This window comes from Halomonas sp. RT37 (assembly GCF_040070525.1).
Lineage (GTDB): Bacteria > Pseudomonadota > Gammaproteobacteria > Pseudomonadales > Halomonadaceae > Halomonas > Halomonas litopenaei.
In genome coordinates, this window is sequence record NZ_CP098827.1 from 2,983,642 (window position 1) to 3,003,597 (window position 19,956).

The window sequence follows — 19,956 nt, forward strand, 5'->3', positions numbered from 1 at the left end:
CCGCACCCCGATTGTCGGTCGCGAGCCCTGGTGGCCAGAGCCCTGCCTCTGGCTCAGCATAGCGTCTTCGCGGCACGAAGGACTCAACGGCATGAAAACGGCGGCCCCGAGGGCCGCCGCAGGTCTCACTACTCAGTAAGCAGTGAATTGACGTTTCCAGAGACTGTCAGCTACCGGCGATGGTCATCTCATCGATCAACCAGCTACCGCTGTGGATGCTGCCACGGGTATCGATATCATCCCCCAGTCCCACCAGACCCTGGAACATGCCTGCCAGGTTGCCGGCGATGGTGAACTCCTCGACGGGATGCTGAATCTGGCCGTTCTCGACCCAGAAACCGGCCGCACCGCGGGAATAGTCACCGGTGACGCCGTTGACGCCCTGCCCCATCAGCTCCGTGACCAGTACGCCCCGATCCATCTTCGAGAGCAGCGCCTCGCGGCTTTCCAGCGGCGCCTCGAGGCGCAGGTTGCGTGCCCCGCCGGCGTTGGCGGTGGTCTGCATGCCGAGCCGACGCGCGCTGTAGGCCGACAGCATGTAGCTGGCCAGACGCCCCTGCTCGATAAAGCGATTGTTGCGGGTCTGGACGCCGTCGCCGTCGAACGGACTGCTGGCCATGCCACCCACCAGCATCGGCTGCTCGGCGAGGCTGAACCACTCGGGAAACAGGGTCTCACCCAGGCGTCCACACAGGAAGGAGGCGTCGCGGTAGATAGCGCCGCCGGCCAGGGCCGACATCAGGTGGCCGATCAGGCCGCTTGCCAGGGTCGGGTCGAACATGACCGGGAAGCGCCCGGTCTGGGGGCGCTGCCCCCCGAGGCGCCGTAGCGTACGCTCGGCGGCACTGCGGCCGACCTCCGCCGGGTCACGCAGCGCCCGTGGATCCCGGGCGCTGGTGTAGTCGTAGTCCCGCTGCATGCCGGATGCGTCCTCGGCGATCAGCAGGCAGGAAAGCGAGTGACGGCTGCCGCGCTGGCTGCCGAGAAAACCATGGCTGTTGGCGTAGACGCGAACGCCCTCGCCGCTCGACAGGCTGGCGCCGTCGGAGCTGCGGATACCCGGCTCGGCCAGGCCCGCCGCCTCGCAGGCAAGCGCCAGCTCTATCGCCTTGTCGGTGTCCAGCGCCCAGGGGTGATGGACGTCGAGATCCGGCAATTCGGTCGCCATCAGCTCGGCGTCGGCAAGCCCGGAGGCAGGATCCTCGCCGGTGTAGCGGGCGATGGCGATGGCCTTCTCGACCACGCTCTTGATCGAGGCGTCGCTGGCGTCGGTGGACGAGGCGCTGCCCTTGCGCTTGCCCAGATAGACGGTGACGGCGATGCCCTGATCGCGGGACAGTTCCACCGACTCCACATCGCCCTCGCGCACGCTTACACCGGTGCCCTGATCGACGCTGGCGCCGACCTCGCAGGCATCCGCACCCAGTCGCCGAGCAAGCTCGAGCGCGGTCTCGGCACGACTTTCCAGCACCGCCTGCTGGGCTCTGGCATCAAACGCCTGTGTCATCTTGTACTCCTTGTCCGACCATAGGGGTCGGCTGAGACTGTCATCCTGCGGCGCCTCGGGCGCCACAGGCTGGTATACTTTCGCGGACGTCGCGCCCGGCGCGACCACCGCCTTTTCGATTTTCCCCGATGCCTTCACCAGGGACCCGGTATGACCCAGGATGACCTTTCCCCCGACGACCGCCCCAGCAAGTCCCAGCTCAAGCGGGAGATGCACGAGCTGCAGGCGCTGGGCGAGCGCTTCATCGCGATGAAGCCCGAGGAGCGCGCCCGCTTCCCGCTGTCGGACGATCTGCTTCGCGCCATCGACGAGACCGACCGCATTCGTGCCCGCGAGGCCAGACGCCGCCATATGCAGTACGTCGGCAAGCTGATGCGCAAGGAAGACCTGGAGGCCATCCAGGCGGTCTTCGACGACATCGAGAAGGCCCAGGTCCAGCGCGACCATGCCTTCCTGCGCCTGGAAAAGTGGCGTGATCGCCTGATCGAAGAAGGTGATGACGCCGTCGAACCCTTCCTCGAAGACTATCCCCAGACCGATCGCCAGGCGCTGCGTCAGCTGATCCGCAACGCCCGCAAGGAGCGCGAGCAGAACAAGCCCCCCACCAACGCCAAGCGGCTCTACAAGCTATTGCGTGATACCGCCGGGCTCTAACCGCCGGGCTCGAGGGCCAGTCTGACGAGTGACTGCGCTCGACGGCGTTACCGCCACCGCCCTAGGGCTTTTCTGAAAAGCGCCTAGGTCCTGCAGGCTCCGCCTTGGCGCCGACACCTCCGTCGGCGCCGCCTTGTCGCTCAGCCAGCTTGCCTCGGCTGTATCAGGATTGGGTGCCACCCACGGTCAACTCGTCGAGCTTGAGGGTCGGCTGACCGACGCCCACCGGCACCCCCTGTCCTTCCTTGCCGCACACCCCGATACCGGTATCCAGTTCCATGTCGTGGCCGATCATCGAGACCTGGCCCATCGCTTCGGGGCCATTGCCGATCAGCGTCGCCCCCTTGACCGGCGCGGTGATCCGACCGTCCTCGATCAGGTAGGCTTCGCTCGCCGAGAACACGAACTTGCCCGAGGTGATGTCCACCTGGCCGCCGCCGAAGCTGACCGCGTAAAGCCCGCGCGAGACGCTCTTGATGATGTCCTGGGGGTCGTCCATGCCGGCGCGCATGTAGGTATTGGTCATGCGCGGCATCGGCATATGGGCGAAGGATTCGCGACGGGCGTTACCGGTGGGCGCCATGCCCATCAAGCGGGCGTTCAGCTTGTCCTGCATGTAGCCGGTAAGGATGCCGTCCTCGATCAGGGTGGTGCATTGGCTGGGGGTGCCCTCGTCGTCCACCGACATCGAACCACGGCGGTCCATCAGGGTGCCGTCGTCGACCACGGTGACGCCGGGCGACGCCACGCGCTCGCCGATACGGCCGGCGAAGGCCGAGCTGCCCTTGCGATTGAAGTCGCCCTCGAGGCCATGGCCCACCGCCTCGTGCAGCAGGATGCCGGGCCAGCCGGCCCCCAGCACCACCGGCATCTGTCCGGCGGGGGCATCGGTCGCCTCCAGGTTGACCAGCGCCTGACGCACCGCTTCCCTGGCGTAGGTCTCGGCGACGCCTTCGTCGCGCAGCCTCGCCATGGGGTAGCGGCCGCCACCACCGGCACTGCCGCGTTCACGCCGGCCGTTCTTGACCGCGATGACACTGACATTGAGCCTCACCAGCGGGCGCACGTCGGCGGCGACGGTGCCGTCACTGGCGCTGACCAGTACCACTTCGTAGACGCCGGACAGCGAGGCGCTGACCTGGGACACGCTGGGATCGGCAGCCCGGGCCACCCGGTCGGCCAGCTTGAGCATGGCGACCTTGTCTTCGGCCGACAGCCCTGACAGCGGGTCGATGCCCGCGTAGCGCGGCTCGGCACTGACCTGGATGCGTGGCGCCTGGGTCAGGGTGGCGCCGCTGCGCACGATGCCCGAAGCGGTGCGGCCCGTCTCGGCCAGGGCATCGGCGTTGATCTGGTTGGAGTAGGCGAAGCCGGTCTTCTCGCCGGCCATGGCGCGCACCCCGACGCCACCGTCGATGTTGTAGCTGGCTTCCTTGACCTCGCCGTCCTCCAGCACCCAGCCCTCTTGCCAGGTCCGCTGAAAGTACAGATCGGCGTAGTCGATGCCAGGGCCCAGAGCGTGCCGGAGACCCGTGTCGAGACCGCCGAGATCGAGGCCTCCCGGGGTCAACAGGGTGGCCACGGCCTCATCGAAGGATGCAGCTTGAGATGTCATTGAGCACTTTCCAGAGTGATCCGGGGCGAGGTCCAGGGACCCTGCACCAGATAGTGAATTCGCGTCACCCGGTCGATGACGTCGCCGAACAGCTTGTCGGCCACAAACAGGGCACCGCCCACGACGGGCGCCCCTACGGCCACGGCTGCCAGCGGCAGGTTGTTGCTGACCGGCACGGTCACGCCGAGCATCAGGTCGAGCTGACGTCGCGCCAGGTCGGCGGAGCCGTCCAGGGTAAAGTCGGTGGCGGGGCCATCGATACGAATCGGCCCTTCGGTTTCCAACACTCCACCATACAGGGTCGCGGCACCACTGACACGGTCGAAGGCGGTACCCTCACCGGTGACGTCCGAGAAATCCAGACGCAGGCGCCGCAGCAGGTTGTCGACGTTGAGCAGTCCCACCACCTTGGCCGAGGGCGAGCTGATATTGGCAAAGGTCCCGTCGACCATATCGACGTTCAGGCTACCGCGTGATCGGGCCAGCGCAAACTGCCAGGGGGCCCCCGGCCAGGCCAGCTGACTGTCCACGTCGAGTCTTTCGGCGCGTACCGCCACGTCCTGCCCGAGCGCCGCTAGCGCGGTCCCGGGATCGCCCCCGGTGAGCGCCAGTCGCGAGCGTGTCAGGCTGGCCTGACTACCGGAGGCCTCCCATACCAGCGACCCCTCTGCCGTGACCTCGCCAAGAGTGAGGGATACCGGCTCGACCGACAGCCGATCACTGCTGGAACGCCATGCGCCGTTGAAGGGCCCGACCCGATTGCCCTGGTACAGAATATTGTCGATATCGAGACGCCCGTCGGGCAGCTCGCGCACTCGCTGCGGGAAGGCCGCAGGCGCGCTGGCGACTTCAAGCTCACCGAACAAAGAGCCGGACTCGGCACCCTGAACCGCCGTTTTCCCGCTCTCGGGAATCAAGTTGTCCAGCACCAGTCGATCGAGATCGAGCACCAATGGCTGGGTAGTGCCCGGGCGGTAGGTCACCTGGCCGTCGACCAGGCTTCCGCCGAGCGCCGCCTGCCACTGCCTGGCACCTCGGCTGAAGCGGGGACTGGCGTCGATGGTCAGCGTGCCGAGACAACGATCGCCGTCGCTCAGGCAGTCGGTGCGGGCCTCCAGGCGTGACAGTCCCGCTCCGCCGCCGCCACTGGAGCCGCCTTCCGGCATGGCACCGGCCAAGGGCTTCAGGGCGTCGGCCCAGGCGCCCAGATCGAGTCGCTGCAGATAGGCCAGCACCGACCACCCCGGCTCACCGGGCCAAGCGCCAGGTGCCGCCCGACCGACCCACAGCTGACCCTGGCTGCCGCCGGGCCCGGCGGCGCGCCAACGGGCGCCGACATCGCGCCCGTACTGGCCGCTCAACACCGGAGAATCGCCGAGGCTCAGGTCCAGCTTGAGCGGTACCGTCTGGGTGGCACGCTTGCCCAGCGGTGCCGGTAGTTCGATCGACAGCCCCTCCAGGGTGCTTTCCAGCGACAGACGCTGGGCATCGAGCTCAAGCCGGCCTTGCCAGGGGAAGGAGCCCGACAGCAGTACCCCAGGCTCGAGCCCCGCCCAGTCCAGCAGCGCCGGCGCATCGGCGCGTCCGGACAGCGCCACGCTATCGTTGCGGCCCTGAAGGTCGGCCGCCACGCTACCACCGAGCACCTGGCCCTCAAGACGACCGGACAATCCACCTTCTTCGCCCTGCTGGGACCAGGTCAGGGGGCCGCTGACGTTCTCGAACTCGAGCTCGGTGCCCTGATGCACGACCCTCGACGCCCGGGCGTCGGCCTCGACCTTCAGGTCCAGGGCATCCGGGTCGGCCATCGGCAGCGACAGCGACAACTGGCCAGTCACACTACCCTCGCCGCGCCAGTTACTGGCGGCCTCGGCGCCCTCCACCGGCATCTCTTCAAGAAATGCCAGCAACTGCGTCAGCGACGCCGACAGCGGCCCTTCGACGCTGAGGACCTCGTCGGCCAGTTTGACGCTGGCGCCTTCGGTCTTCACGCCCTGGCTCTCGGCATGGTCGACGCGCGCCTCCAGACTGTCATCCTCGACGGACAGGTGACCGCTGACGTTGGTAAGCGCCGGCCAGCCTTCGGCGTAGGGCACCCGCCCCTCGACGATATCCAGATCCAGGCTGAGACTGCTGTCGAGCTTCTCGCTGTCGAGGTCGTCCTGCTCACGCAGCGGCACGTGCAGGCGCAGCTGCCCCTGGGGCACCCGCCCGGCCAGACCACTGGCCAGCCAGTCCGCGAGTTCGGCGTCCACATCGTTGCGCAACAGCGGCATCGGCAACCACTCGCTCAAGGCGATATCCCGGGCGTTGACGTCGCGCATGTCCAGCTCAAGACCGAAGCCGCCGCGACGATCGGCGGCGATGGCCAGACCAAAGCCCCCTTCCACCTCGGCGTCGCGCCAGCCGACCTTGAGGTCGCGTCCACTGACGAAGCTGCGCGGCCCGTCGTAGGACCAGATCACCTCGCCGGTGGCGTAGTCGAGCTGCATGGGGGCGGCAAACAGCTCAGGGAAATGCATCGATGCCTGGCCAGCGTCGACGAAGTCCACTCGACCACGGGTGCCGTCGGCTTCCACCCAGACATCCAGCGGGCCGCCGCCGGGCGCACTCTCCCAGGGATCGACCTCGACCCCCAGCGCGCTGACCCGGGCACGCCATTCGTCATCGAGCCTGCCAAAGCCCAGCCCGGTCACCTGACCGCGGGGCTTCAAGGCGTCCACCGCCCGGGCCAGGCCCTCAGGCAGGCGCAGACGCTCGCGCCACTGCGCCAGTGCACCCAGCTCGAAGCCGCTGGCGTTGGCCCACCAGCCGTTTTCGCGGCTTGCCACGTGCCAGTACTGGGGCAAGGCGCCACCTTCCGGCGCGGTTTCGCCGTCGTCGCCGGTCCAGCTCACGTCTTCGGCGTCACCCTCGAACCAGGCCTCCCAGTCATCGACGTCGCGTCTCAGCCACTGACCGCGCAATTCGGCCCCGTTGAGCACGATGCCACCAGGCGAGCCCTCGCCCATCTCCTGGGCGACCGCTGCCGCCATCTCGTCGCGCTGATTGAGCGCCAGGCGCGGTGCCAGTACATCGAGGCGCACATCCGCCAGGCGTCCGTTATCCCAGCGCGCCCAGACGGTGGCGTCCCCGCTGGCCTCGTCGAAACGCAGCACGTCCTCGATGCCGATCAGTCGTGACAAGCCGGTCAGGCTGTCGAGCTGCATGGTGCCCTGCAGGGCGGCGCTGAAATTGCTCGCCTCGCGACTGCCCGGCGTCAAGGCCATGACGATCTCCATGGCCTCGGCGTCGCGATCCTCGATGAATACCTCACCCTCGATATGGGTGCGCATCTCATCGCCGGTCATCAACAGCCGCGGCGCATGCAGGGTGGTCACCTCGCGGCGCCCGTGCAGCACCACGCGCAGGTCATCGACCCAGGCACGTTGGCGCAGCATGACGCCGACCCAGAAGTCCAGACGCTCGAGGTCAAACTGCCCTTCGGGCATCAGTTCGGGGGGGATACGCGCCGGCTGTGGCCACAGCCAACGACGTTCGCGGTCCTGATAAAGATGGAGGGTGACGCCCTGGAAGTGGGCCTTGTCGACCACCGGCAGCCCCTCGTCAAGGCTCGCCAGGGTGTCCAGGCGCACTTCACCGCGCTCGACCTGCAACAACGGATAGCTGCCCGTGGCGTCTTCGGCCTCGAGTCGCAGCCCGTCAAGGGTCAAGCCGGGGTCGAGGCCATGCAGACTGCCTTCGAGACTCACCAGATGGGTCTCCGCCTCGAAGCGCGACGCTATCATCTCGACCAGTCGATCCTCGAGGCGATCGACCTGGCCCAGCGACACACGCAGCACCAGCGACAGCAGCGCGGCCATCGCCAGCACTACCGCCACCAGCGTCAACAACCAGCGAGTCAGCAGGCGGATCGGCCTCATCGGATCACATCAGCACGATGTCGTACTGCTCCTGGGAATAGTGGGTCTCGACCTGAAAACGAATGGTCTTGCCGATAAATTCCTCGAGATCGGCGACCGCGGCCGACTCCTCGTCGAGCAGCCGGTCCACCACCGCCTGGGAGGCCAGCACCGCATAGGTTTCGGCGTTGTAGGCGCGCTCTTCACGCAGGATCTCGCGAAATATCTCGTAGCACACCGATTCCGGCGTCTTGAGGGTGCCCCTGCCCTGGCAGGAAGGACACGGCTCGCACAGGGTCTGCTCGAGGCTTTCACGGGTGCGTTTGCGGGTCAGCTGTACCAGCCCCAACTCGGTGACGCCGGTGCATTTGGTCTTGGCGTGATCCCGTTCCAGCGACTTCTCGAGCATCCTCAGCACCTGGCGCTGGTGCTCGGTGTCCACCATGTCGATGAAGTCGATGATGATGATGCCGCCGAGATTGCGCAGACGCAGTTGACGGGCGATGGCGGTGGCCGCCTCGAGGTTGGTCTTGAAGATGGTTTCTTCGAGGTTGCGGTGACCAACGTAGGCGCCGGTGTTGACGTCGATGGTGGTCATCGCCTCGGTGGGGTCGATCACCAGGTAGCCGCCGGACTTGAGCTGGACCTTGCGCGCCAGCGCCTTCTGGATCTCGTCCTCGACGCTGTACAGGTCGAAGATCGGTCGCTCGCCGGCGTAGTGTTCGATGCGTCCCACCGCCGAGGGCATGAACTCCTCGGCGAACTCGACCAGCTTGACGTGGTTTTCGCGGGAGTCGATGCGCACCTTCTCGATATCGTCGCGCATGACGTCGCGCAGGGTGCGCATGAACAACGGCAGATCGTCGTAGATGACGCTGGGCGCCGGCGCGGTCAGCCGGCGTTCGCTGACCTTGCGCCACAGCCGCAGCAGGAAGTGCATGTCGGCGACCATCTCCTCGAGCGTCACGCCCTCGGCGGCGGTGCGCACGATAAAGCCACCGGAGACCTCGATCTGCTGCTCGGCCGCGGCTTCCTCGACCAGACCGCGCAGGCGCTCGCGCTCGGTCTCGTCCTCGATGCGTTGGGACACGCCGTTATGAGGCGAGTCCGGCATGTACACCAGGTAGCGCGACGGTACCGACAAGTGGGTGGTCAGGCGAGCGCCCTTGGAGCCGATGGGGTCCTTGGTGACCTGAACCACCAGCGACTGGCCTTCATGCAAGAGCTGCGAGATGGACGGCTGGTCATCACCGTTGGCGCTGTGCTCACCGACATCGTGGGCGTGAATGAAGGCTGCACGAGACAGGCCAATATCGACAAAGGCCGCCTGCATGCCGGGCAGTACCCTCACCACCTTGCCCTGGTAGATATTGCCGACGATGCCACGACGCCTGGCCCTCTCTATGAAGGCCTCCTGCAGCACGCCGTTCTCCACCACGGCCACGCGGGTTTCCATGGGCGTCAGGTTGATGAGTACTTCACCACTCATTCGGCAGTCCTTGTCCTTTGATGTCTGGCGCCATTATGACATAGCCGCTGGCGGTTGCGATGGCGCTGGCGCCGGACCTCCCGTCCGGCTCGACTGAAGCAGCACACGCCTGCCGGTGGCCCAGCGGGTGGCTCGCCGTCTCGTCGAGCGGCGGCGCCACTACACCTTCACGCCACCCTCACGACACCGTCACAATAAAGCGCCGTTCCACACAGGCACGCGCTGTCGGCGCAGCAGGCTCGCCGTCTCGTAGAGCGGCAGCCCCACCACCGCGGAATAGCTGCCTTCGACGCGCTCGACGAAGATCGAGGCGAGCCCCTGGATGGCGTAACCGCCTGCCTTGTCGGCAGGCTCACCGGTGCGCCAGTAGTTGCGAATCTCGTCGTCCTGGAGCTCACGCATCAGCACATCGCTGACGACCGTTGCCTCGAGCACCCCGGCGGGTCCGCTGACCGCCACCGAGGTCATCACCTGATGCCAGCGCCCGGACAGCGAGCGCAGCATGACAAAGGCGTCCTCGGCGTCGACAGGCTTGCCGAGAATCTCGCCGTCGCGCACTACCGACGTGTCGGAGCCCAGCACCGGCAAGTCGAGGCCCGTCTCACGCCTGGACCTGGACTCAGACCCAGTCTCGGCTTCTGCCCCAGCCACGGCCTTGGCCCGGGCCAGGCGGGCGACGTAATCCCGGGCCGCTTCACCAGGATGCGGCGTCTCGTCGATATCCACCGGCGCGATCTCCACCGCCACACCGATGCTCGCCAGCAGCTCACGCCGCCGGGGCGAGGCAGAGGCCAGGCGCAGCACCGGGGAATTCACATCAGCATCGAGGGGCTCACTCATTGCTTGCGTCTCCAACGCTTTCGTGGGGGCTCAGGTCATGAGGGATTCAGGTCTTGGCGGAACGCCGGCCGATGGCCTTGAACAGGGTCGCCAGCCAAGGCCACAGCGCCGCCCCGATCAACGATGGCATCAGAAACGACAGGTGCATGGAAAACGGGCCGAACAGGGTACGCAGCCACTGTTCCACCAACTGCACCAGTCCCAGCAGGACGAAGATCAGCACCGCCTGCTGGAGCAGCGAGTAGGTCCTGAAGCGGGGATATACCAGCGCCGAGAGGAAGGCCAGCAACGACAGCGTCAGCGCGCTCTGCCCGAGCGGCGCCCCTTCGATGAGGTCCAGCAGCAGGCCCAGCACGAAACCATGAAAGACGCCCACCCGGTCGGGCTGTGCCATGCACCAGTACAACAGCATCAGGCCCAGCCAGTCGGGCCGCCAGACCTGCCAGCCGTCGGCCATGGGCATGACCTGCAGACACAGCGCCAGAGACAGGGTCAACCATACCCACACCAGGCTGACGCGAGGGGTAGCGGCCATCAGTCGTCCTCCTCGTCTTGCTCGGGGGGCGTCAACAGCTCACCCAGGCGGCGGGCTGCCTCGACGGCCTCGGGGTCCAGTTCCGGGTGCCAGCGTCCTCGCGAGACGTCGAGCGCAGGCTCCGGCGGAAACAGCAGAAGGAAGTGACGCGAGCGCTGCAACTGGGCGACGGGAGCGGCGCTGACCGTGGCGAAGGGCTCGCCAGGATCGTGACTGACGTCGCTGACCCTGGCCACCGGATAACCCGCAGGAAAGCGTCCGGCCAGGCCGGAGCTCATCAGCAGGTCACCGACGCGAATGTCGGCGGTATCCGGCACGTGCAGCACCTTCAGCGCGTCGTAGCTGCCGGTACCCTGGATGATGAAGCGAAGCCCGTTGCGATTGACCTGGATCGGCAAGGCGTGACTGGCATCGGTAAGCATCAGCACGCGGCTCGAGTAGGCGGAAAGCTCGCTGACCTGACCGGCGATACCGGAGGAGTCCATCACCGGCTGGCCGACATAGACGCCATCGCGGCGGCCACGATCGATCACCATCTGGTGGGTGAAGGGGTCGGGATCCAGCGACAGCAGTTCGGCGGTGAGGTAAGGCACCTCGTGATCCCGGGCGGCGTCGAGCAGCTCGCGCAGGCGCACGTTCTCGGCGGTCAGGCTGGCCATGCGCTGTACCCGATGGGACAGGGTCAGCAGCTGCTCGCGCAGTCGCGCGTTCTCTTCCACCAGCGAGCGTTGCTCGGACAGCGCCAGGGCGCCCCAGTTGAGCACGTCACTGGGCAGACTGACGGCCCACTGGATCGGCGCCACCAGCGTCGACAACTGGGCACGCACCGATTCCATTCGGGTGAAGTGGGTATCGACAAACATCAGCCCGCCCGCGAGCACCGCACACAACAGCATGCGGTACCCGGGCACGGAGCCATGCGAGAACAGCGGTTTGATAGGCCGACTCCCTGGAGGTCCTGGGCCAGACGTCGTCAGTCGCTGGAGAGCAGCTCGAAGGTGTGCTGATCGATCATCTCCAGCGCCTTGCCGCCACCACGTGCCACGCACGTGAGCGGGTCATCGGCGACCACCACCGGCAGGCCGGTCTCCTCGGCGATCAGCTTGTCCAGATCACGCAGCAGCGCGCCACCACCGGTCAGCACCAGGCCGCGCTCGGCGATGTCTGATGCAAGCTCGGGCGGTGACTGTTCCAGGGCGCTCTTGACCGCCGACACGATGGAGCCAAGCGGCTCCTGCAGGGCGTCGAGGATCTCGTGGGAATTGAGGGTGAAGCTGCGCGGAATGCCTTCGGCCAGGTTGCGACCGCGCACGTCGATTTCGCGCAGCTCGCCGCCCGGATAGGCACAGCCGATCTCTTCCTTGATGCGCTCGGCGGTGGCTTCGCCGATCAGGCTGCCATAGTGGCGCCGTACATAGGAACTGATGGCCTCGTCGAAACGATCGCCGCCGATGCGGATGGACTCGGAATAGACCACGCCATTGAGCGAGATGATGGCAATCTCGGAGGTACCACCACCGATGTCGACAACCATCGAACCCTGCGCCTCTTCCACCGGCAGCCCGGCCCCGATGGCCGCGGCCATGGGTTCCTCGATCAGGAAGACTTCACGGGCACCGGCGCCCTCGGCGGACTCCTTGATGGCGCGACGCTCGACCTGCGTGGACATGCAGGGAACGCACACCAGGACTCGGGGGCTCGGCGTCAGGAAGGTGCTCTGATGCACCTTGCGGATAAAGTACTGGAGCATCTGCTCGGTCACGGTGAAGTCGGCGATGACGCCGTCCTTCATCGGACGAATGGCGGTGATGTTTCCGGGGGTGCGGCCCAGCATGCGCTTGGCATCGGCGCCGACCGCAGCAACGCTGCGCATGTTGCCGGACTGCCGAATCGCGACCACGGAGGGTTCATCCAGGACGATCCCGCGATGACGCACATAGATGAGCGTATTGGCCGTCCCCAGGTCGATCGACAGATCGCTGGAAAACACACCTCGTAAACGTTTGAACATGGATAAAGATACCTAGTGCAGACCGGAAACCCTGTGCGGACGCAAACGGTATCACTGACCCCCCCTAGCGGCAAGCGTGATGCGCGTCTCCCTTGACCGGCAAGACCTGCCCGACGACGCGCGAATGTGGTACCTTCTGCGGTCATTTCATGGACCCCTTCCGTCGAGGAATTGATCATGGCGCTTGAACACGCCGAGGTCCTCCGTGCCGCTCACCTGGCCCGGATCGACCTTTCTGAGAATGACGCAGCCCACTATCACGACGATCTCGGCCGAATCCTGGAGATGGTCGATCAGCTCCAGGCGCTCGACACCGAAGGCGTCGCCCCGCTGGCTCACCCCCTCGATGCCACCCAGCGCCTGCGCGCCGACGAGGTCACCGAGAACGACCAGCGCGAGCACTTCCAACGCTGCGCTCCCCAGGTCGAGAATGGCCTGTACCTGGTGCCGCGGGTCGTCGAGTGACCCCGCGCCCCACCCTTCTCGACATTGGATTCACGCATACAGGGAGCCAGGCCCATGCATGACAGGACACTGACCGAGATCAGCCAGGCGCTCGACGCCGGCGAGATCTCCAGTCGCGAGCTGACCCAGGATCTGCTCGGACGCATCGACCGCCTCGACGGCACGCTCAACAGCTTCGTCAGCGTCACCGCCGACCAGGCGCTCGAGACCGCAGAGGCCGCCGACCAGGCCCGCGCCCGCGGCGAAGCCGGCCGCCTGACCGGCGTGCCGCTGGCACTCAAGGACATCTTCTGTACCCAGGGGGTCAAGACCAGCTGCGGCTCGAAGATGCTCGACAACTTCGTCGCCCCCTACGACGCCACCGTGGTGGAAAAGCTCAAGGCCGCCGGCACGGTCAGCCTGGGCAAGACCAACATGGACGAATTCGCCATGGGCTCCTCCAACGAGTCGAGCTTCTATGGCCCGGTCAAGAACCCCTGGGATCTTGACGCCGTCCCCGGCGGCTCCTCCGGCGGCAGCGCCGCCGCCGTCGCCGCGGGCCTGGTGCCGGCGGCGCTGGGTACCGATACCGGCGGCTCGATCCGCCAGCCGGCCGCCTTCTGCGGCATCACCGGGCTCAAGCCGACCTATGGCCGGGTCTCGCGCTACGGCATGATCGCCTACGCCTCGAGCCTCGATCAGGGCGGCCCCATGGCCCGCAGCGCCGAAGACTGCGCCCACCTGCTCAACGTCATCGCCGGCCATGACGTGCGCGACTCCACCAGCGTGGCCCGCGGTGTTCCCGACTACACCGAGGAGCTCAGCGCGCCGCTGTCCGGCCTCAAGATCGGCCTGCCCAAGGAATACTTCGGCGACGGCCTCGATGCCGGCGTCAACCAGGCCATCGGCGAAGCGATCAAGGTCTACGAATCGCTCGGCGCCAGCGTGCGAGAGGTCAGCCTGCCCCACACCGCCTACGCCATCCCGGCCTACTACGTGATCGCACCGGCGGAGGCCTCCTCCAACCTGTCGCGCTACGACGGCGTGCGCTTCGGCCATCGCTGCGACAACCCCGAAGACCTCATCGATCTGTACAAGCGCTCCCGCGCGGAGGGCTTCGGCGAGGAGGTCAAGCGACGCATCCTGATCGGCACCCACACCCTGTCCGAAGGCTTCTTCGACGCCTACTACAAGAAGGCCCAGCAGGTTCGGCGACTGATTCGACAGGACTTCCTCGACGCCTTCGAAGAGGTCGATGTGCTGATGGGCCCCGCCGCGCCGACCCCAGCCTTCGACCTGGGCGCCCAGAAGGACCCAGTCTCGATGTACCTGCAGGACATCTACACCATCGCCGTCAACCTGGCGGGCATCCCCGGCATCAGCGTTCCGGCGGGCTTTGCCGGCAAGCGTCCGGTGGGCCTGCAGATCCTCGGCACCCACTTCGCCGAGACCCGTCTGCTCAACGTGGCTCACCAGTTCCAGCAGGCCACCGACTGGCATTTGAAGCGTCCCGAGATGACCGAGGAGAACTCCTGATGCAGTGGGAAACCGTCATTGGTCTCGAGGTGCACGTCCAGCTCGCGACCCGCTCCAAGATCTTTTCCGGCTCCTCCACCGCCTTCGGTGCCGAGCCCAACACCCAGGCCAATGCCGTTGATCTGGGCCTGCCCGGCGTGCTGCCCGTGCTCAACGAACAGGCGGTGGCGATGGCGTTGAAATTCGGCCTCGGCATCCACGCCGAGATCCCCGAGGTATCGGTGTTCGATCGCAAGAACTACTTCTACGCCGACCTGCCCAAGGGCTATCAGACCAGCCAGATGTACCATCCCATCGTCGGCGCCGGCGAAGTGGAGATCTGCCTGGAGGACGGCGAGAACAAGATCATCCGGGTGCACCACGCCCACCTCGAGGAAGACGCCGGCAAGTCGCTGCACGAAGACTTCCACGGCATGACCGGCATCGACCTGAACCGTGCCGGCACGCCGCTGCTGGAGATCGTCTCGGAGCCGGACATGCGCTCGGCCAAGGAGGCGGCGGCCTACCTCAAGGCGATCCACTCCATCGTCACCTACCTTGGCATCTCCGACGGCAACATGGCCGAAGGCTCGATGCGCTGTGACGTCAACGTCTCGGTCAGACCCAAGGGACAGCAGGAATTCGGCACCCGCGCCGAGATCAAGAACGTCAACTCCTTCCGCTTCGTCGAGCGCGCCATCGCCTACGAGGTCGAGCGTCAGATCGAGCTGATCGAGGACGGCGGCAAGGTGGTGCAGGAAACCCGCCTTTACGACCCCGAGGCCGACGAGACCCGCAGCATGCGGACCAAGGAAGAAGCCAACGACTACCGCTACTTCCCCTGCCCCGACCTGCTGCCGGTGGTGCTCGACTGCGCCTACGTCGAGCACCTGCGCGAGAGTCTTCCCGAGCTGCCCGCCGAGAAGCGTGCGCGCTTCCAGAGCGAGCTGGGACTGTCCGCCTACGACGCCGGGGTGCTGTCGGCCAGCCGCGAGATGGCCGAGTACTTCGAGCAGGTCAAGGACATCTGTGGCGACGCCAAGCAGGCCGCCAACTGGGTCCAGGGCGAGCTATCCGGCGCGCTCAACCGTGACGGACTGGACATCTCCGACAGCCCGGTCAGCGCCGAGCAGCTCGGCGGCCTGGTCAAGCGAGTGATCGACTCGACCATCAACGGCAAGGCCGCCAAGCAGGTGTTCCAGGCGCTGTGGAACGGTGAAGGCGAAAGCGCCGACGCCATCATCGAGGCCAAGGGCCTGAAGCAGGTCACCGACACCGGCGCCATCGAGGCCATGGTCGACCAGGTGATCAGCGACAGTCCGGCCCAGGTGGCCCAGTACCGTGACGCCGAGCCCGACAAGCGCGGCAAGATGATCGGCTACTTTGTCGGCCAGGTGATGAAGGCCTCACGCGGCACCGCCAACCCCCAGCAGGTCAACGCCCTGCTCAAGGAAAAGCTCGACGCCCTGTGCTGATGGGCGCTACGGCGACCACCGGCGATGGCAGCGCCATCGCCGGCTTCCACTGGCTTTACCCAAGGAACCCGCGATGTCGGACGATGTCGGTACCCGCCTGAGGGCCCTGCGAAACCTGCGCAACATCTCCCAGCGCGAGCTGGCCAAGCGCTGCGGGGTAACCCATTCCAGCCTGTCGCTGATCGAACAGGGCAAGGTCAGCCCCTCGGTCAGCTCGCTGAAAAAGATCCTCGACGCCATCCCGATGAGCGTCGGCGACTTCTTCACCATGGATCTGGAGAGCAAGAACCAGGTGTTCTACAGCGCCGACGAACTGACCGACATGGGCAGCGGCGACGTGGTGTTCAAGCTGGTGGGCGCCAACCGCGAGTCACGCGCCCTGTCGTTTCTGATCGAGACCTACCCCCCGGGCACCGACACCGGCCGCGAGATGATCACCCACCAGGGCGAGGAAGCCGGGGTGGTGCTCGAGGGCGAGATCGAGATCACCATCGGTGCCGAGACCCGGGTGCTGGGTGCCGGCGAGGCGTACTACTTCGACACCAACGTGCCCCACCGCTTTCGCAACCCCAGCGAGACCCTCTGTCGGCTAGTTAGCTGCACCACCCCAGCGCGAGCCTTCTAGCGGCGAATACCGTGGCGTCGGCTCAAAGGCGCCCCAAGGCAAGGTCTCCGCACCCCCGGCGCCTACCCAGTGCCTGCCGACTGGTCAGCTGCACCACCCCAGCGCGAGCCTTCTAGTAGCGTCGCTCGGACACTGACAGCCCCCTACCCTTCGGCACTGCCCGCCCTGCAAACCACAAAAAAGGCCACGCAAGGCGTGGCCAATCAGGGAGTCATCTCCCATCAGTGCGCGTTGATGACATCGGACCGGAAGTCTAGTTCAAGGCGATCCAGACGCTCTTGAGTTCGGTGTATTCGGCCAGCGAGTGGTGCGACTTGTCGCGGCCATTGCCGGACTGCTTGACCCCGCCGAAGGGCACGCTCTGATCCCCACCGGCCCAGTTGTTGACGAATACCTGGCCCGACTGCAGACGACGACTGACCCGCATGATGCGGTCGACGTCCTGACTCCACACCCCGGCGGCCAGCCCATAAACCGAGTCGTTGGCCAGGGCGATGGCCTGCTCTTCGCTGTCGAAGCCGAACACCGACAGCACCGGGCCAAAGATCTCTTCACGCCCGATCGTCATGTCCTCGGTGACACCGTCGAACACCGTCGGCTGGATGAACAGCCCCGGCCCGCCGAGCGCCTCGCCGCCGGCACGCAGCCGTCCGCCTTCTTCCTGCCCCTGGCGAATGAAGTCGAGGATGCGGCGGTGCTGGGTCGCATCGACAATCGCCCCCATGAAGCTCGACGGGTCCAGCGGATCCCCCGGCTGCATCGACTCGGCCGCCGCCAGCAGGTGCTCGATAAAGGCCTCGCGCACACTGTTCTCGACCAGCAGCCGCGAACCGGCGATACACACCTCCCCCTGGTTGTGGAAGATCGCCTCGGCGGCGTGGTGCGCCACCTGGGCGAGATTCCTGCAGTCGGCGAACACCAGATTGGGGCTCTTGCCACCGCACTCCAGATAGACCCGCTTGAGGTTCGACTGCCCGGCGTACTGCATCAGCTGCTTGCCGACCGCGGTGGAGCCGGTGAAGGCCAGGCAGTCGACGTCCATCGACAGCGCCAGCGCCTTGCCCACGGTGTGACCATAGCCCGGCAACACCTGCAGCACGCCGCGTGGCAGGCCAGCCTCCTGGGCCAGGGCAGCCAGCCGCAGCGCCGACAGTGGCGACTTCTCCGACGGTTTGAGGATGACGCTGTTGCCGGCGGCCAGGGCCGGTGCGATCTTCCAAGCGGTCATCATCATCGGGAAGTTCCAGGGCACGATGGACGCCACCACCCCGATCGGCTCGCGCAGCACCAGCGCGAGCGCCTCTTCGCCGGTGGGCGCGACCTCGCCGTAGAGCTTGTCGATGGATTCGGCCTGGTGACGCATCGCACCGATGGCGCCGGCCATGTCACCCAGCGCACTGGAGATCGGCTTGCCCATGTCCAGAGTGTCGAGCAGCGCCAGTTCGTCGCGGTGGGCCTCCATCAGCTCGGCCAGCCGCAGCAGCACCCGCTTGCGCCGGGTCGGCGCCAGGCGCGACCATTCACCACCATCGAAGGCGCGCCGGGCGCGGGCAACCGCCAGCTCGGCATCGGCCTGATCACAGCTTGCGACCCGCGCCAGCACTTCCCCCGTGGCGGGGTTGATGGTCTCGAAGGTCTCGCCGCTGGCGGCATCGACGAAGCGGTCATCGATATAGGCGCGGGTTTCCAGCCGCGCCGTCAGGGTGTCGGCCAGGGCCTTCCAGCCAGCCTTGTCGAGGGGACGACTCATGCATCAGCCTCCTCGGCGGCGGTGATCTCGACGCCCTGGGCGGTCAGCCGGCGCAGCGTCTCGTCCAGCGCCTCCCGGGCCAGACGCACCAGTTCGTCGATTTCATCGTGGCTAATCACCAGGGGCGGTGAAATGACCATGGTGTCTCCCACCGAGCGCATCACCAGGCCTGTCTCGAAGCAGATATCGCGACACAGGTTGCCCACCGCCAGCGACTTGTCGAAGCGCTTGCCGCTGTCCTTGTCAGCGACGATCTCCAGGGCGCCGATCAGACCCAGCGAGCGCGCCTCGCCGATCAGCGGGTGGGACTCCAGGGACTTCCAGCGCGTCGCCAGGTAAGGCCCCAGATCATCACGCACCCGCTCGACCACGCCTTCGGCCTGCATCAACTCAAGGTTCTTGAGCGCTACCGCGGCGCACACCGGATGCCCCGAGTAGGTGAAGCCGTGGTAGAACTCGCCACCCTCGTCGATCAGCGTGTCGGCGACACGATCACCGACCAGCACCCCACCGATCGGCAGGTAGCCGGAGGACAGCCCCTTGGCGATCGGCATCAGGTCGGGCTTGAGGTCGTAGTGGACGCTGCCGAACCACTCGCCCAGACGGCCGAAACCACAGATCACCTCGTCGACCACCAGCAGAATCTGGTGGCGCTCGAGCACCTCCTTGATCGCCGGCCAGTAGCTGTCCGGGGGAATGATGGCGCCGCCGGCACCCTGTACCGGCTCGGCGATAAAGGCCGCGACCTTGTCGGACCCCAGCTCCTGGATACGCGCCTCGAGCGCCTCGGCGCAGGCACGACCGAAGGCCTCCGAAGTCTGATCTCGCCCTTCGCCGAACCAGTAAGGCTGACGGATGTGGGTAATACCCGGCACACAGGGACCACCCTGTTCATGCATCGGCGCCATGCCGCCCAGGCTCATGCCGGCCACGGTGGAGCCGTGATAGCCGTTTTCGCGACCGATGATCCACTGCTTGTCTGGCTGGCCCTTTAGCGCCCAGTAGCGACGCACCATCCGCAGCACGGTGTCGTTGGCCTCGGAGCCGGAACCGGTGAAGAACACCCGGTTCATGTGCGCCGGTGCCAGTCGACACAGGGTCTCGGCAAGCTCCACCGCCGGTGGATGAGTGGTCTTGAAGAAATTGTTGTAGTACGGCAGCTGGGTGAGCTGCTCGCTGGCGGCGTCCACCAACTCCTGACGCCCATAGCCGAGGTTGACGCACCAGAGCCCCGCCATGCCATCGAGGATGCGATGCCCATCCGCGTCCTGGATGTAGACCCCCTCGGCGTCAACGATGATACGACTGCCTTCCTCCCCGAGCGCCTTGAAGTCGGTGAAGGGGTGCAGATGGTGTTCGCGATCGAGCTCTTTGAGCCGTGCGGCGCCTGGCGAGGTCATGGCCAAGTCTCCCGATATTGGTGAGTTGCTTTGTTATGGTTTACTCAACATAACTACCCTTCTCATGAAAGCCAAGCCCAGCGCAGCATTTCCTTAGAAAAAAACCATAAGTCACTGATTATCGGTCTACGACCATCGTGCAATGTCGATATTTTTTATTTTTAGCCACAAAAAAAATTGACAACCAACGGCCA

15 protein-coding genes are annotated in these 19,956 nt (G+C 66.1%); 5 read left to right on the forward strand and 10 right to left on the reverse strand.

Features of this window, described 5'->3' with window-relative positions; translation table 11 throughout:
• Positions 1-166 precede the first annotated feature (166 nt).
• Positions 167-1,507 (reverse strand): metalloprotease PmbA, encoded by a 1,341-nt coding sequence (pmbA, locus tag NFG58_RS12920; RefSeq protein WP_348826671.1) that lies wholly within the window; start codon positions 1,505-1,507, stop codon positions 167-169.
• Between the two features lie 150 nt (positions 1,508-1,657).
• Here pmbA and yjgA point away from each other — a divergent pair, with 150 nt between their 5' ends.
• The gene (yjgA, locus tag NFG58_RS12925; protein WP_348826672.1) at positions 1,658-2,161 is read left to right on the forward strand and encodes a ribosome biogenesis factor YjgA; all 504 of its coding nucleotides are present in this window, start codon (positions 1,658-1,660) and stop codon (positions 2,159-2,161) included.
• 163 nt (positions 2,162-2,324) lie between these two features.
• On the opposite strand, the gene tldD is transcribed toward yjgA, so the two are convergent.
• From tldD to NFG58_RS12960, 7 genes are all read right to left on the reverse strand, one after another.
• Positions 2,325-3,776: a metalloprotease TldD gene (gene tldD, locus NFG58_RS12930; protein WP_108448984.1), complete on the reverse strand. Its 1,452-nt coding sequence runs from the start codon at positions 3,774-3,776 to the stop codon at positions 2,325-2,327.
• On the reverse strand, positions 3,773-7,699 hold the full coding sequence (locus tag NFG58_RS12935) for an AsmA-like C-terminal region-containing protein (protein WP_348826673.1): 3,927 nt from the start codon (positions 7,697-7,699) through the stop codon (positions 3,773-3,775). The genes tldD and NFG58_RS12935 overlap by 4 nt, the downstream gene beginning before the upstream one ends.
• 4 nt (positions 7,700-7,703) lie before the next feature.
• Positions 7,704-9,167: a ribonuclease G gene (gene rng / locus NFG58_RS12940; RefSeq protein ID WP_045993056.1), complete on the reverse strand. Its 1,464-nt coding sequence runs from the start codon at positions 9,165-9,167 to the stop codon at positions 7,704-7,706.
• A 189-nt stretch (positions 9,168-9,356) separates the two neighbouring features.
• Positions 9,357-10,007, reverse strand: coding sequence for a Maf family protein (locus NFG58_RS12945; protein WP_348826674.1), 651 nt, complete (start codon positions 10,005-10,007; stop codon positions 9,357-9,359).
• 46 nt (positions 10,008-10,053) lie between these two features.
• Entirely contained in the window at positions 10,054-10,542 is a 489-nt protein-coding gene (gene mreD / locus NFG58_RS12950; protein WP_045993054.1) for a rod shape-determining protein MreD, read from the reverse strand.
• Positions 10,542-11,438 carry a rod shape-determining protein MreC gene (mreC, locus tag NFG58_RS12955; protein WP_045993053.1) on the reverse strand — a complete coding sequence of 299 codons (897 nt, stop codon included), beginning with the start codon at positions 11,436-11,438 and terminating at the stop codon, positions 10,542-10,544. Before mreC ends, mreD begins: the two co-directional genes overlap by 1 nt.
• A gap of 77 nt (positions 11,439-11,515) precedes the next feature.
• Positions 11,516-12,553: a rod shape-determining protein gene (locus tag NFG58_RS12960; protein ID WP_045993052.1), complete on the reverse strand. Its 1,038-nt coding sequence runs from the start codon at positions 12,551-12,553 to the stop codon at positions 11,516-11,518.
• A 177-nt stretch (positions 12,554-12,730) separates the two neighbouring features.
• On the opposite strand from NFG58_RS12960, the gene gatC reads away from it, so the two are divergent.
• From gatC to NFG58_RS12980, 4 genes are all read left to right on the forward strand, one after another.
• A complete protein-coding gene (gene gatC / locus NFG58_RS12965) occupies positions 12,731-13,018 on the forward strand; it encodes an Asp-tRNA(Asn)/Glu-tRNA(Gln) amidotransferase subunit GatC (RefSeq protein WP_045993051.1) in 288 nt (95 codons plus the stop codon).
• A gap of 54 nt (positions 13,019-13,072) precedes the next feature.
• The gene (gatA, locus tag NFG58_RS12970; RefSeq protein ID WP_222569743.1) at positions 13,073-14,533 is read left to right on the forward strand and encodes an Asp-tRNA(Asn)/Glu-tRNA(Gln) amidotransferase subunit GatA; all 1,461 of its coding nucleotides are present in this window, start codon (positions 13,073-13,075) and stop codon (positions 14,531-14,533) included.
• On the forward strand, positions 14,533-15,987 hold the full coding sequence (gene gatB / locus NFG58_RS12975) for an Asp-tRNA(Asn)/Glu-tRNA(Gln) amidotransferase subunit GatB (RefSeq protein WP_124803774.1): 1,455 nt from the start codon (positions 14,533-14,535) through the stop codon (positions 15,985-15,987). The genes gatA and gatB overlap by 1 nt, the downstream gene beginning before the upstream one ends.
• Before the next feature lie 73 nt (positions 15,988-16,060).
• Entirely contained in the window at positions 16,061-16,612 is a 552-nt protein-coding gene (locus NFG58_RS12980; RefSeq protein WP_045993048.1) for a cupin domain-containing protein, read from the forward strand.
• 253 nt (positions 16,613-16,865) lie between these two features.
• Here the strand turns inward: NFG58_RS12980 and NFG58_RS12985 are convergent, their stop codons facing one another.
• Both NFG58_RS12985 and NFG58_RS12990 read right to left on the reverse strand, forming a co-directional pair.
• Positions 16,866-18,362, reverse strand: a complete 1,497-nt coding sequence (locus NFG58_RS12985; RefSeq protein WP_348826675.1) for an aldehyde dehydrogenase — start codon at positions 18,360-18,362, stop codon at positions 16,866-16,868.
• Complete coding sequence (locus tag NFG58_RS12990) at positions 18,359-19,762, reverse strand: aspartate aminotransferase family protein (protein WP_348826676.1); 1,404 nt, start codon at positions 19,760-19,762, stop codon at positions 18,359-18,361. Before NFG58_RS12990 ends, NFG58_RS12985 begins: the two co-directional genes overlap by 4 nt.
• Positions 19,763-19,956: the final 194 nt, after the last annotated feature.